This is a genomic window from Marinobacter sp., assembly GCF_048269445.1.
In the GTDB taxonomy this organism is placed as follows: Bacteria; Pseudomonadota; Gammaproteobacteria; order Pseudomonadales; family Oleiphilaceae; genus Marinobacter.
On record NZ_JBLXIQ010000004.1, the window covers coordinates 334,085 to 348,426 of the forward strand.

General features: G+C 54.7%; 10 protein-coding genes. 4 read left to right on the forward strand and 6 right to left on the reverse strand.

What is annotated here, in order from left to right; translation table 11 throughout:
• On the forward strand, positions 1–1,893 hold the full coding sequence (gene treZ, locus ACN0XM_RS10585; RefSeq protein WP_417566900.1) for a malto-oligosyltrehalose trehalohydrolase: 1,893 nt from the start codon (positions 1–3) through the stop codon (positions 1,891–1,893).
• Positions 1,890–4,805, forward strand: a complete 2,916-nt coding sequence (gene treY, locus ACN0XM_RS10590) for a malto-oligosyltrehalose synthase (protein WP_417566901.1) — start codon at positions 1,890–1,892, stop codon at positions 4,803–4,805. Before treZ ends, treY begins: the two co-directional genes overlap by 4 nt.
• A 33-nt stretch (positions 4,806–4,838) precedes the next feature.
• Here the strand turns inward: treY and glgX are convergent, their stop codons facing one another.
• Positions 4,839–6,980, reverse strand: coding sequence for a glycogen debranching protein GlgX (glgX, locus tag ACN0XM_RS10595; RefSeq protein WP_417566902.1), 2,142 nt, complete (start codon positions 6,978–6,980; stop codon positions 4,839–4,841).
• Between the two features lie 215 nt (positions 6,981–7,195).
• Here glgX and gap point away from each other — a divergent pair, with 215 nt between their 5' ends.
• The gene (gene gap, locus ACN0XM_RS10600; RefSeq protein WP_417566903.1) at positions 7,196–8,191 is read left to right on the forward strand and encodes a type I glyceraldehyde-3-phosphate dehydrogenase; all 996 of its coding nucleotides are present in this window, start codon (positions 7,196–7,198) and stop codon (positions 8,189–8,191) included.
• Positions 8,192–8,235: 44 nt separating this feature from the next.
• Complete coding sequence (locus tag ACN0XM_RS10605; RefSeq protein ID WP_417566904.1) at positions 8,236–9,270, forward strand: hypothetical protein; 1,035 nt, start codon at positions 8,236–8,238, stop codon at positions 9,268–9,270.
• A gap of 17 nt (positions 9,271–9,287) precedes the next feature.
• On the opposite strand, the gene ACN0XM_RS10610 is transcribed toward ACN0XM_RS10605, so the two are convergent.
• From ACN0XM_RS10610 to guaA, 5 genes are all read right to left on the reverse strand, one after another.
• Positions 9,288–10,265: a ribose-phosphate diphosphokinase gene (locus ACN0XM_RS10610; protein ID WP_417566905.1), complete on the reverse strand. Its 978-nt coding sequence runs from the start codon at positions 10,263–10,265 to the stop codon at positions 9,288–9,290.
• A gap of 14 nt (positions 10,266–10,279) precedes the next feature.
• Positions 10,280–10,945 carry a dienelactone hydrolase family protein gene (locus tag ACN0XM_RS10615; RefSeq protein ID WP_417566906.1) on the reverse strand — a complete coding sequence of 222 codons (666 nt, stop codon included), beginning with the start codon at positions 10,943–10,945 and terminating at the stop codon, positions 10,280–10,282.
• Positions 10,942–11,628 (reverse strand): phosphoribosyltransferase, encoded by a 687-nt coding sequence (locus tag ACN0XM_RS10620; RefSeq protein ID WP_417566907.1) that lies wholly within the window; start codon positions 11,626–11,628, stop codon positions 10,942–10,944. The genes ACN0XM_RS10615 and ACN0XM_RS10620 overlap by 4 nt, the downstream gene beginning before the upstream one ends.
• 106 nt (positions 11,629–11,734) lie before the next feature.
• The gene (locus ACN0XM_RS10625; protein ID WP_417566908.1) at positions 11,735–12,451 is read right to left on the reverse strand and encodes a Crp/Fnr family transcriptional regulator; all 717 of its coding nucleotides are present in this window, start codon (positions 12,449–12,451) and stop codon (positions 11,735–11,737) included.
• A gap of 273 nt (positions 12,452–12,724) precedes the next feature.
• A complete protein-coding gene (gene guaA, locus ACN0XM_RS10630) occupies positions 12,725–14,302 on the reverse strand; it encodes a glutamine-hydrolyzing GMP synthase (protein ID WP_417566909.1) in 1,578 nt (525 codons plus the stop codon).
• Positions 14,303–14,342 lie beyond the last annotated feature (40 nt).

A 14,342-nucleotide genomic window follows, 5' to 3' on the forward strand; every position in this document is an offset into this window, starting at 1 on the left:
ATGAGTGAGACAAAGCAGCAGTCACATTACATGCCATTTGGCGCAGAGCTACGGGAAGACGGACTCGTCCGGTTCCAACTGTGGGCGCCGGCTGCACAGCGAGTCGAGGTGTATCTGAACGTTCCTGCTACGGGTAGCGAGCGCCTCCCTTCCCTGTCGGAGGCAATCTTGTTGCCAATGGAAGCCAAACCCGGGGGCTGGTTCAGCATTATCACCGAGCTGGCCTGTGTCGGCAGCCTTTATTACTTTCGCATTGACGAAGACGTTTTGGTGCCAGACCCGGCCTCGCGATTTCAACCGGGCGACGTGCATGGACCCAGCGAAGTGGTTGATCCCGCAGCCTGGGCTTGGCGAAATCCAGGCTGGTGCGGCCGCCCTTGGGAGGAGGCCATCATCTACGAGCTGCACGTTGGCTGCTTCACCAGGGAAGGCAACTTTGCAGCGGCGATGGACAAGCTCGACTATCTGGTGGAACTGGGCATCACCGCGATCGAACTCATGCCGGTGGCGGATTTTCCCGGCAGCCGTAACTGGGGCTATGACGGCGCCTACCCGTTCGCCCCCGACAACCAGTATGGACGCCCCGACGACCTGAAAGCGCTCATTGATGCCGCTCATGGGCGCGGCCTGATGGTTTATCTGGATGTGGTTTACAATCATTTCGGGCCTGAGGGCAACTACCTCATGCACTATGCGCCCCAGTTTTTCTCTGATCGACATGAGACTCCCTGGGGCGCGGGCATCAATTACGACGGTAATGACAGCGAGCCGGTGCGGCAGTTCTTCATCCACAATGCGCTCTTCTGGCTGGAAGAATACCACCTCGATGGGTTACGCCTGGATGCTGTTCACACCATGACGGACGATTCAACACCGGACATTCTTACTGATCTGGCACAGCGAATTCGCAGTCATTTTGGTGGCTCCCGACATATTCATTTGATCCTCGAGAATGATCACAACGCAGCACACTTTCTGCCGCGCGACAGGGACGCAAGACCACAATTTTACAACGCTCAGTGGAACGACGATTTCCACCATGTCCTGCACCTGCTGCTAACAGGTGAGTCGACGGGTTACTACATCGATTACACCCATGAGCCAGTTCAGCTTCTGGGAAGATGCCTGACCGAGGGATTTGCCTATCAGGGAGAGCCTTCGGCTTATCGCGGGGAGCGCCGCAGAGGTGAGCCCAGCAGCCATTTACCGGCCTCCGCCTTTGTCTCATTTCTGCAAAACCACGACCAGGTGGGCAACCGGGCTTTCGGCGAACGCATAGCTTCTCTGGCCAGTCCGGAGCAGCTCCGGGCAGCGACGGTCTTACTCCGGCTTGCCCCCTCGACGCCTCTGTTATTCATGGGTGAAGAGTGGGGCTGCATTCAGCCATTCACCTTTTTCTGTGACTTCGGGCCGGAGTTGGCAAAAAGTGTCATTACCGGTCGCCAGCAGGAGTTCGCCCGATTTGCACAATTCAGTGCCCCCGAATCACGAGAATGCATCCCCAACCCGATGGCTCCGGAAACCTTCAATCGGTCTGTCCTCGACTGGGCCGCCTGCGACCTGAAAGAGCACACACACTGGCTGGAGTTAAATCGGGAACTTAACGCCGTACGACAGCAAGAACTGATTCCCCGACTTGATAAAATGGCAGGCCACCAGAAACCTTTCCTGAAACTGGGTGATCGAACTTTGGCAGCAAGCTGGGTGCTGGGCGACGGCTCCGAGCTTTTCCTAATCGCCAACCTTGATAGTCAAGGCATCGCAGGCATCAAGTGGCCACCGGGCAAGATTCTTTACGCCACTCACAACGCCCTGACCGGGAAACATGGCGACGTGGAGCTACCCCCTTGGTCAGTGGTCTGGTTACTGAAGGCCGGAGGCACCTCTGCATGAGAGCGCCTGTGACACCCTCTGCGACCTATCGCCTGCAGTTCAATCGTGACTTCACCTTCGCCGATGCCACCAAAATCATCCCTTATCTCCACCTCCTCGGCATCAGCCACATTTACGCTTCACCCTTTCTGAAAGCACGGGCCGGCAGCCCTCATGGCTACGACATAGTCGATCACAATGCTCTGGACCCGGAGCTCGGAGACGAAGCCAGTTTCGCCACCTACGTTCAGGCGTTGCAAGAACATGGAATGAGCCAGATACTGGATATCGTTCCGAACCACATGGGCGTTGGAGGTGACGATAACGCTTGGTGGCTCGATGTTCTGGAAAACGGCGAGTCTTCCGCCTACGCCCGGTATTTCGACATTGACTGGCACCCTGCCAATGCTGCTCTGCGCAACAAGGTCCTGCTCCCCTTTTTGGGTGATCACTATGGCGCCACCCTTGAGCAAGGCGAATTGACGCTCGTATTGAATGCTGACGAAGGCACCTTTGGCGTACGCTATTACGAGCACCTGTTTCCGGTTGACCCTCGCAGCTACCCGCAAATCCTAAGCTTTGGAATCGAGCTGCTAGAGCACCAACTGAGCAAAGAGTCTCAGGTTTTCAATGCGTTTTCAGCGCTTATTGCCGATTGCCATGCTCTGCCACGGCGGACCGAGTTATCCACCGCCCGGCGAACAAAACGGACCAGGGGTATCGCTGCGTGCAAGGGTCATCTAACTGAACTATACCGCCATCACCCCGAAATCCGGGCCCATATGAACAGGAACCTCAGACACTTCAACGGCACTTTGGGCCAACCAGAAAGCTTCGACCCGCTTGACCGCTTGCTGGAGAAGCAGGCGTATCGACTAGCGTACTGGCAGGTGGCATCAGACGAGATCAACTACCGTCGCTTTTTCGATATCAATGAACTGGCAGGCATCCGAATCGAAGATGACGATGTGTTTAGCGCCACTCATCGCCTTGTCCAGAGGCTTATCGATAATGGTGAGATCAGCGGTTTACGCATTGACCATCCGGATGGTTTGTCTGACCCCTTCAAATACTATGGCGACCTTCAGGCCATGATCGCCAGCACGTTGGACGCCAGGGGGCAAAAGCCGACCGTAGCCAACTATTATGTGCTGGTAGAAAAGATACTCACCTACCCGGAACACCTGCCTGTTGATTGGCCAGTTTCCGGCACCACAGGATACGAAGCCGCCCATCTGCTCAACGGCTTGCTGATCTGTCCGGATTCAGAGCATGCACTTAGCCGGTTCTACCGACAGTTCACGGGCCAGAGTGACGACTTCAGCGAGTTGTTATACAAGCGGAAAAAACTCATCATTCACGGCGCGCTGGCGAGTGACCTGACTTCCCTCGCCAATCTGGCCAGTAGCATTGCACAGACTGACCGTCACACCCGCGACTTCACCTACCAGGCCCTCCGTGCAGCCACCGCGGAGATCGCCGCCTGCTTTCCGGTCTATCGGACGTACATCACCCGGGAGCGAAGCTCCGAGACAGATTATCGTTACATCCATCAGGCCATCACCCAGGCCAAGAAGCGCAGCCCTGCACATGACATACAGATCTTCGATTTTCTGGAAGAGTTAATAACCCTTGGCAAGGTAAACAGGTATAGCCCGGAAATAAGGCAGGAAGTGGTAAGGTTCGCCCTGCGTTTTCAGCAGTACACGGCTCCGGTTATGGCCAAAGGCCTGGAGGACACCGCACTCTACAGTTACAACCGGTTGGTTTCGATGAATGACGTTGGTTTTGACCCGCGAGCATTCGGTGTGTCCGTCGAAACATTCCACCAGGAAAACCAACGCCGTTTGTCGGCATGGCCTCAATCGATGGTCACGACATCCACCCATGATAGCAAGCGCGGCGAGGATGTCCGTACCCGCATCAACATCCTCTCCGAATTGCCCCGTGAATGGCGCCAGCACGTGTCTCGCTGGAGCCGAATGAATCGCCACAAGAAACGCCTCGTCAATGATATCCCAATGCCCTCCCGCAATGATGAGTATCTGCTCTATCAGATTCTGCTGGGCGCCTGGCCAACGGGAACAACACCCGCGTCTGACCTGGCGGTAATCAGAGACCGTATCGAAGCTTATATGCTCAAGGCAGTCAGAGAAGCCAAGGTCTTCACCTCCTGGATCAATCCGAACCCTGAATATGAAAGTGCCATACAATTTTTTGTGCGCGCATTGCTGGACAATTCAAGGAACAATGAGTTTCTAAAGGACTTTATTCCCTTTCAACAACGTTTGGGGCGGTTCGGTTTGCTCAGCAGCCTGTCACAAACGCTGCTTAAACTCACGATCCCTGGCGTTCCGGACATCTATCAGGGTAATGACCTCTGTGCTTTCAATCTCGTTGATCCCGACAATCGAGCCCCTGTCGATTTTCATCGTCGGCAGCAAGCACTGCAGGCGCTATCAACCGAGTATCGGAACAACTCGGACCCTCGGGCCCTTTTGCAGGATTTACTGACCCAAATCGAGGATGGTCGAGCCAAGCTGTTTCTTACATGGCGGGCACTGACCTTGCGGCGCCTGCAATGCTCCCTGTTCATTGAGGGTAAGTATTTTGAACTGAAAACCCGGGGGCACAGAGCTAACCACATCTGCGCTTTCGGCCGGCGCCTCGGAGATAAAGAGGTTATAGTTGCGGTTCCACGCTGGTTCGCGAGGCTGACTGACGGAAACGACAGCATGCCACTTGGCAGTCCTACGTGGGATGATACGTGGATTGAGGCTGGGGGAGATGCCAGCGCAGGTAGTTTCTGCAATGTGCTTACTGATGAGGTTCCGCAGGTCTTCCGGAACGACAGTGGCCTCTGGTTCAGGGCTGCCGATCTTTTCGGATATTTCCCCGTTGCCTTACTCACCAGAAATTGTGCGCCACTGTGACTGGCCCAGTGCCGGACCGGTTCCTGCTAATAGTCAGCCGGCTTCAGACACATACTTGATTAGAGCCAGCGAGCGGGGCTTTGCGAAAAACGGGCTTTTAACCTCTCGCTCAACAATCCCGCCCTCTTCACCCTTAGACGCAGTGTCTATTACGACAGTCTGGTGGCTAAAGTGCTTCACCTCCGGTAAGGCGAACTCCACAGTTTCGGCCAATGCATTGAGGACGAGCAGAAAAGTGTCATCCGGTTCCCTCTCACCGTGTTCCGTCAGGTGATATTGACCCGCCTCACCACTGATCAACACTGCCACAGACTTTTCTGTTTCCGATTCCCAGTTTTTCTTATCCATCTCCTCGCCATTCGGCATTAGCCATGTGATGTCTTTGGTCTTGGTCCCAGGAATTTCTTTACCGTGGAAAAACCGGTGCCGATGGAAAACAATGTGCTGGCGCCGCAATTGAATCAGGCTCTGAACAAAGGCCATTAGTGCACGCCCCTCAGCATCAATTCCCGTCCAATCCAGCCAACTGATCTCATTGTCCTGGCAATACGCATTGTTATTGCCGTTCTGGGTATGCCCAAACTCATCACCGGCCAGGAGCATTGGCACGCCTTGCGAGAGCATCAGCGTTGCAAGTAAATTACGCTTTTGTTGTTCTCTCAGTTGTATGACCTCAGGGTCGTCCGTCGGCCCCTCGACACCACAATTCCAGCTGTAGTTATGCTCATTACCGTCTCGGTTGCCCTCCTGATTAGCCTCGTTGTGTTTTTCGTTATAGCTCACCAGGTCATGTAACGTGAAGCCATCGTGGGCGGTCACAAAGTTGACGCTTGCCCAGGGGCGTCGCCCGCGACTGTCATAAATATCACTGGAGCCGGATAACCTCGACGCAAGCTCCGGCAACTGGCCAGGATCACCACGCCAGAACTTTCGCACGCTGTCACGATAGCGATCATTCCATTCCGCCCAGCCGGGAGGGAACCGCCCGAGTTGATACCCCGCGTCACCAGCGTCCCAGGGTTCGGCTATCAATTTAACCGTGGATAGGAGTGGATCCTGGGCTACGGAGTCAAGAAAGCTCGCATGCTCATCGAACTCGCCATTGACTCTGGCCAGCGTGGTCGCCAGGTCGAAGCGGAAACCGTCCACGCCCATTTCGCGGATCCAATAACGAAGCGAGTCAGTGACCATGCGAAGTACGGACGGGTGGCGCAATTCCAGTGCGTTGCCAGTACCGGTGAAATCGTTGTAATAACGGGCCTCACCTTCCATCAAATAATAATAGGATTTATTGTCGATGCCCCTGAATGACAAAGTCGGCCCGAGATGGCTTCCCTCCGCAGTGTGGTTATAGACGACATCCATAATGACCTCGATACCCGACTCATGCATCGTCCGGACAAAGGTCTTGAATTCATCGATACGGCCACTGCCCAGGAACTCCGGGTGCAACGCGAAAAAACCGATCGGGTTGTAGCCCCAATAGTTGCGAAGCTCATTCTCAACCAGGTGGCGATCATGCAAAAACGCATGGATGGGTTGCAGCTCGATGGCGGTCACACCGAGCTCCTTTAGATAGCCAACGACCTGCTTGTCAGCGAGGCCGCGAAAGGATCCTCCGGCCCCCTGTGCCACACCAGGATGGCATATCGTGAAACCCCGCACGTGCAACTCATAGATAATCGATTCATGCCATGGCCTCGCAAGCGGCCGGTCCAGACTCCAGTCGAATGAGGGGTCGATAATCTCGCATTTTGGCATATACGGAGCGCTGTCACGCTTATCGAATGACAGGTCCGCTTTGTCATCCCCTACGACATAGCCGAAAAGCGCATCATGCCAATCAAGCGCACCGGACAGCGCTTTTGCATAGGGGTCCAGCAACAATTTGTGATGGTTAAACCTGTGCCCTTCCTCGGGGTCATAGGGGCCGAAAGCTCGGTAGCCATAGAGTTGGCCGGGGCCCAGGTCGGGAAAATAGCCATGCCATACCTCATTGGTATACTCAGGAAGCGCGATGCGTTCGAGCTCGTGCCTTCCCTCACGGTCAAACAGGCATAACTCCACTCTTTCCGCATGGGCGGAAAAAAGAGCGAAGTTGGTTCCCGAACCGTCCCAGGTTGCACCCAAAGGATAGGGATGGCCAGGCCATACCCGCTGTTTTTGGCGTCCCATTCTGCCCTCACTCGGTCGGTCGGTGATGCAAGGCTACTGCTTCCGACAATAGACACGACGGGCCCTCTCTCCTCATTGAATTTTGTCAATGACATTACTCCCCTGCGATCTAACATGATTGTTAACTGATCAGATTTGCGGGGTTCTCTTCAGGGGTTCGCCTCCAGGAAAGATACCGATTCCCTGATGAACTAAACGAGCTTAACGAGGCTTTAATGATAAACGTGGCAATCAATGGGATGGGGCGGATCGGCCGGGCAGCCCTGAAAGTGCTGGAGCAAACGGGTGATTTCGAGGTCGTGGCTATCAATGATCTGACGCCTCTGGATAATCTGGTCTACCTCCTTCGCTACGATTCGGTATACGGCCGGTTCGAAAGAACCATCGATACGTCAGATAACGACCTCTTGATTGATGGTCGCCGAATTCGCGCTTTTAATGAGAAAAATCCAGGCAATTTGCCTTGGAGGGACATGGGTATCGATGTCGTTTTTGAATGCACCGGAGCCTTTCGGCAACGAGATGATCTGGTCAAACACCTCGATGCAGGCGCTCGCCATGTGATTTTATCGGCTCCCGGCAAAGGTGGACATCTGCCTTCCGTCGTTTTTGGTGTCAACGATCTCGACGAAGAAAACTCATCTGTCTTTTCTACCGCGAGCTGCACAACCAACTGCATTGCCCCGGTCGCAGAAATCATGGCCAGGCGAATCGGTGTGCGAAAAGCGGTAATGACCACCATCCACGCCTACACATCAAGTCAGGGAATCGTGGACTCTCCCAGCAAACAACCAGAACGTGGTCGCGCCGCCGGAGTGAACCTGATCCCCACATCCACCGGAGCAGCTACTGCCACCGCTGAGGTCCTTCCAGACTACAAGGGACATTTCGACGGAATGGCCGTGCGCGTCCCGATACCAGTGGGCTCTCTTGCTGACATAACATTCGTCACGGAACGCAGTACCACGGTGGACGAAATTACCTCCATCTTCAGCGAAGAAGCCCGGTCTGATCGTTATCACAAAGTGTTGGGAGTGTCCTCTGAGCCGATTGTTTCATCGGATATTATCCAGGATCCCAGAGCGTCTATCGTAGATTTGACCGCGACCAAGGTGGTGGACGGAGATCTGGTCAAGATTATGAGCTGGTACGATAATGAATGGGGGTATGTTTGTCAGATGGTGAGGCAGGCTCGCGAATTGCTCCGATAACACCGGCACAAAAGAGCTTATTCAGTACCACTCGGATGCTCACAATGCCTATGCGTGTCAAGCCTGACTCCGGGCGAGAGCCTGAACTGGAAGCCAAAGTCGCCTTTTTGAGTCGGCCGGATAGTTACGTCGAGCATCCGGCGAACGTGGAAACACTTGAAACGCATATGTCCTGGGTATTTATGACAGAGCGTTTCGTTTATAAGCTGAAAAAGCCTGTAAAACATAGCTTTCTTGATTTCAGCACCCTGGATGATCGCCGTCGTGACTGCCTGGAGGAAGTCAGGCTTAATCGCCGGCTGGCGCCGGATGTCTATCTAGGCATTATCTCGATAACCCGGGATTCCCAAAATAAGCTTGAACTTGATGGCGACGGTGAAATAACTGAGTGGCTGGTGAAGATGCGACGCCTGCCCGCTGACCGCATGCTTGATCATCTTCTCCGGGGGCAACGCATACCTGATCAGGAAATTCGGCGATTTTCCTGCAAGCTTGCGGACTTTTACCGGAACGCACCCCCTGTCCTCATATCAGCCCATGACTATCGTCAGCAATTCCTTACTGATATTCACAGCAATCGCGAGGAACTTCTGGATCATAATTACCGGCTGCCCGCCGACCTGCTGGATCGAATCACCAACTCTCAACTTGACGTAGTTTGCAATCAACCAGAACTGCTTGATCAACGAGTGAAGGAACGCCGCATCGTTGAGGCTCACGGGGACCTCCGACCCGAGCATATCTGTCTGACCGAGGAACCGGTCTTCATTGACTGTCTGGAGTTCAATCGAAAACTCCGAATCCTTGACCCGGCCGATGAACTCGCCTACCTGGCAATGGAGTGTCAGCTGGGGGGGGGTGAATACATTGGCCCGATCGTATTTGCGTGCTACGCCCGGAAGACCGGTGACGACCCACCGCAACCACTAATATATTTCTACAGGGCTTACCGGGCAACGCTCAGGGCCAAGCTGTCCATCTGGCATATCAAGGATCATTCAGCCGACCAACATCACAAATGGATAAACCGTGCCATGGCCTATCTTCACCTCGCCGACAGCTACCGTTCAATGTTGTGACATACCGCCGCGAGCCTTCAGGACTCCAAAAGCTCGACGACAGAGCCACCCTCATGGATGTTTCGAATCGCTTGGGCAAATAGCGACGTGGCCCCCAACACAACCAACTTATTCTTCAAGGCATCTGATTTCACTCGAAACGGAGGGATCGTATCGGTAATAACAAGTTCCTCCAGCGCAGGATCGGCCAATTGTTCATCGGCGCCAGCTACAAATACGCCATGTGAAGCCGCGGCCGATATGCGGCTGGCGCCTGCGTTTTTGCATGCCCTGACGGTGCGCGAAAGGGTACCACCACTGCTGATCAGGTCGTCAATGATGATCACTGAACGACCTTCGACCTCCGCAACCAGCCGTTCCCCGGACACCGTGCCGGCGCTGCGATGTTTTTCCATGAAGCCACTGCCCACAGGCCTCCCCAGAGTCTTTTCCAGCGTCTGTCGAAATAACTCAGCGCGTTTCACGCCGCCCACGTCTGGCGAGACCACGACGATGTCCTCATTCCCGCGTTGACGCGAGAAGTGGCTTGCAAATAACTTCCTGGCATCAAGGTGTTCATTGTTGATGCGAAATGCATTCTGATAAGCGACCAGGTTATGGACGTCCAAGGTTATTACGCAATCTATACCCACCGCCTCTAACACCGCGGCCATGTATCGAGTGGTTACAGGATCGCGAGGCTTGGTTTTGCGGTCTTTGCGCGCGTAACACAGGTAAGGCAGCACGGCTGTAATCCGCCCGGCGGCTGCATCTCTCAGGGAACCAATAAACCACAAGAGCCGCATGAGCTTGTCATTCACACTGCAGTCGTCATCGCTGTAAAGGGACTGGATGACATAAACGTCCCGGCCCCGGACATTCTCCAGGGGACGGCTTTTGTGTTCACCATCCACAAACTCACGTTCTTCATGAAGACCCGGAGTTATGCCCAACTCCTCCGCGACCTTTATGCCAAAGTTGTGGCTGGCATTCAGAGTGAAAAGGCTAAGCTCCATGGCCATACCGGACCTCAAGTGAGGAACTTCAGGAACCAGTCTCGCGTCAGGGCGCAGACCTCTTCGAGCTTTCCGGGCTCCTCGAACAAATGAGTTGCCCCGGGGACAATTTCCAGGCTGGGTTCCGTCTGCATCTGCCGGCTTGCGTCCCGGTTCATCTGAATCACGACCTGATCAAGACCACCAACAATTAACAAGGTCGGTGCTTTCACAGACGGCAATGCCTTTGCGGCCAAATCCGGGCGACCGCCCCTTGAGACAACCGCAGCCACAGAGCCCGGGCGTTCTGCCGCCGTAATCAGAGCAGCCGCCGCCCCCGTACTGGCGCCAAACAGGCCTATGCTCATTGCCTCGGTGTTCGGCTGTTCGCCAAGCCAATCCACCGTAGATACCAAACGACGGCTCAACAGATCGATATCAAACCGGAATTCACGGGTTCGAATGTCGATCTCATGTTCTTTCGGGGTCAACAGGTCAAAGAGTAGGGTAGCCAACCCTCCCTCGTTAAGGAAAGATGCAACCAGCCGATTTCGGGGGCTAAAACGACTGCTGCCACTTCCGTGGGCAAACACCACAATCCCTCGGGCACCTTCCGGGATAACAAGATCACCCTCAAGTTCAGCGTCTCCGGCGCTCACCTGGACATTGAATTCAGCGCTATTCCTGTCGCTTCCGCTCATCGAAATCGCTCCCAGGCTTTGTTTAACGTCTGTTTTACTTCCTCATCTGAAACCTGGGTGAAATCTCGGTACCAGTTACCAATTGCCATGAAAGGTTCGGGGGTGGCAAGACAGATGACATCATCAGCCTCTCTCCTCAGCTTTCCAACCGTGTCTGGAGGTGCGACGGGCACGGCGACAACGATGCCGGAAGGATTCTGACGGCGTAAGGCCTCAATGGCAGCGCGCATGCTGGCCCCGGTCGCGAGGCCATCGTCTACCAGGATAATGCACTTTCCCTCGATTTCGGGTCTCGGTCGATCGCCGCGGTACGCTCGCTCCCTGCGCTCCAGTTCCTGTTGCTCTTCCGATGCCACCCTCTCAATGGTCTCATCGGAGATCCCCAGAGCTTCCACAATCTCCCTATTCAATACCCGGATCCCGCCACTGGCAATCGCCCCCATGGCCAACTCCTTTTGCCCTGGCGTGCCGAGCTTACGGACCAACATTAAATCCAGTTGAGCATTGAGGTCTGCAGCTATCTCGTAAGCTACCGGAACACCGCCACGGGGAAGACCGAGTACCAGAATATCCTCGCGCCCCCGGTAGCGCGGCATCGCCAAGGCCAGAGCCCGCCCCGCCTTTATACGATCGTCGATTGGAAGTTTCACCATTTCATACTGGTACCAGGCCAACGCTCCCATACGCTTCCCGGTTTCCCCCTCCTGTTCCTTTCTTACAGCCTGTATGGAGCTGGCGCGGGGGTCATTGAAATTCGTCAATCTCTATTTCGGGTCTCCAGGCCCTGGCCTACTGTCTCGCATCCTGCTGCAAGCGATACGAATCAATTTCGTAAAGTCCGTCCGAATAACTCTCCAGCTTGTGCAAGGTATGCGTGCGCTTGAATTCGGCGAGGATACGGCTGACGCTCTCTGGGGTTACGCCTAACATATCGGCCATCTCATGAACGGTTAACAGTTCGACCCTGGTAGATGATTCGCCATATTCGAGTTTGGCCAGAAAAGCGACCAATCGCGCCACGCGAGATTTAATGGCGCCAGTCGAGAAATCGGCAATCCACCGATCTGCCTGCGCCAGATACTTGTACCCTTGTTTCAGAATCTGACAGTACTGGTGCGGATTTTCCCGCTCAAAGGCGGAAAACTTTTCCAATGAAATATAAGCCACCTCGACCTTATCCACTGCGATGGCAGTGTGCTCGTAGAACGGACCGACTGATCCTTCAAGGCCGAGCCAATGGTTATGGCTGTGTAGCCTGACGATTCGCGCGCGTCCGTTGGGCAAATAGCTGAGCAGCTCCACCATGCCGCTGAGAATCATGAAAACCCTGTCAACGCGTTCGTTCTGGCGATAGATAACTTCCTTGGCGGAAAAGCGCCTTTTCTTGCTTCCTTTGAGGGTTTCCGGGAATGAAAATCCGCTAGATTCGTTGCGAACCAGATTTTTGACAGCGACATTGGCAATATTGCCGTTGAAGCCGTCGTTTTCTCTCTTCCATGTCGGCATAAGCCACTTCCTCACCGGTACCGGAGCAGACACTGCCAAGAGCGCGCACCGCTTGCATGAGAGTTCCTTTCAAGTCCGCCTTTATACGGCAGGCAGAGTTATGTAGATATTACACCCCCCTTTAAGTGTCAAGGGTTCCCTCCCGTCTCCAATGCACCAGGGGTGGTCCAGCCTCTTTCCGGAAGAGTCCACAGCAACGGGATAGAACCCCAAAAAAAACCCATCAATGACGATGGGTTTTTTGAGTTAATACTTTTGGGTACCAGACGTGAATCATTCCCACTCTATCGTTGCAGGCGGCTTGGATGAGACATCATAGGTAACCCGAGAGACACCGGTGATCTCGTTAATGATCCGGTTGGAGACCGTTTCAAGCAGTTCATACGGCAGGTGTGCCCAGCGGGCTGTCATAAAATCGATGGTCTCAACGGCTCTGAGGGCCACTACATATTCATAACGTCGGGCATCGCCCACCACGCCCACAGATTTCACGGGCAGGAACACGGCAAATGCCTGGCTGGTCTTGTGATACAGATCGGCACGGTGGAGCTCTTCGAGGAAAATAGCGTCTGCCTTGCGGAGGATGTCGGCATATTCCTTTTTCACTTCGCCGAGGATACGTACACCCAGGCCCGGCCCCGGGAAGGGGTGGCGATAAACCATGTCGTAAGGCAGGCCCAATTCAAGACCGATCCGTCGCACTTCATCCTTGAACAGTTCTCGCAACGGCTCTACCAGCTTCATTTTCATGGTTTCTGGCAGGCCACCCACATTATGGTGCGACTTGATGACATGAGCCTTGCCGGTCTTGGAAGCGGCAGACTCGATCACATCGGGATAGATGGTGCCCTGGGCGAGCCAGTTTACGTCGCGGATGTTGGCCGCTTCGTCGTCAAATACATCGATAAAGGTGTTACCGATGATCTTGCGCTTATGCTCAGGATCATTGATACCTTTGAGCTTGGACAGAAACAGGTCTTCCGCATCCACTCGAATGACTTTCACGCCCATATTGCGGGCAAACATGTCCATGACCTGATCGCCTTCGTGGAGACGCAAAAGGCCATTGTCAACGAACACACAGGTCAGCTGCTCACCGATCGCCCGATGCAGCAGCGCCGCCGTCACAGAGGAGTCGACACCGCCAGACAGGCCCAAAAGCACCTTGTCGCCGCCCACCTGCGCCCTAATCTGGCGCACTGCGTCATCAACGATCTTTGCCGGCGTCCACAGCGCTTCACAACCACAGATATCGAGGATAAAGTGCTCGAGAATCCGCTTACCCTGAAGTGTGTGGGTGACTTCCGGGTGAAACTGAACCCCGTAGAGATTTCGGCTCAGGTCCTGCATGGCGGCGATGGGCGCGCTCTCGGTCGAAGCCAGCAGCTCGAAGCCTTCCGGCATGGCCACCACCTTGTCACCGTGACTCATCCAGACATCCAGCAGTGAATCGCCAGTGGCGGTCAGATGGTCGGTGATATCCCGGAGCAGCGGGCCAGCGGCGCGCACTTTCACCTGGGCATAGCCGAATTCCCGCTTCTCGGAACTAGCCACGCGACCGCCCAATTGCTCGGCCATGGTCTGCATTCCATAGCAGATACCGAGAACCGGAATCCCGCGATCAAACAGGCCTTCCGGAGCCCGGGGACCACCCAGCTGTGTAACCGACTCAGGCCCACCCGCAAGAAGGATCCCTTTCGGGTTGAACTCGTTAAGCTCGTCATCGGTAATATCGAACGCCTTGATCTCACAGTAGACGCCAATCTCCCGTACACGGCGAGCAATAAGCTGGGTGTACTGGGAACCGAAATCGAGAATCAGAATGCGGTGGTCGTGAATGTTCTGGGCCATGGAGTCCTCGGAGCTAAATGAACAACGCGGCCCTCAGGGG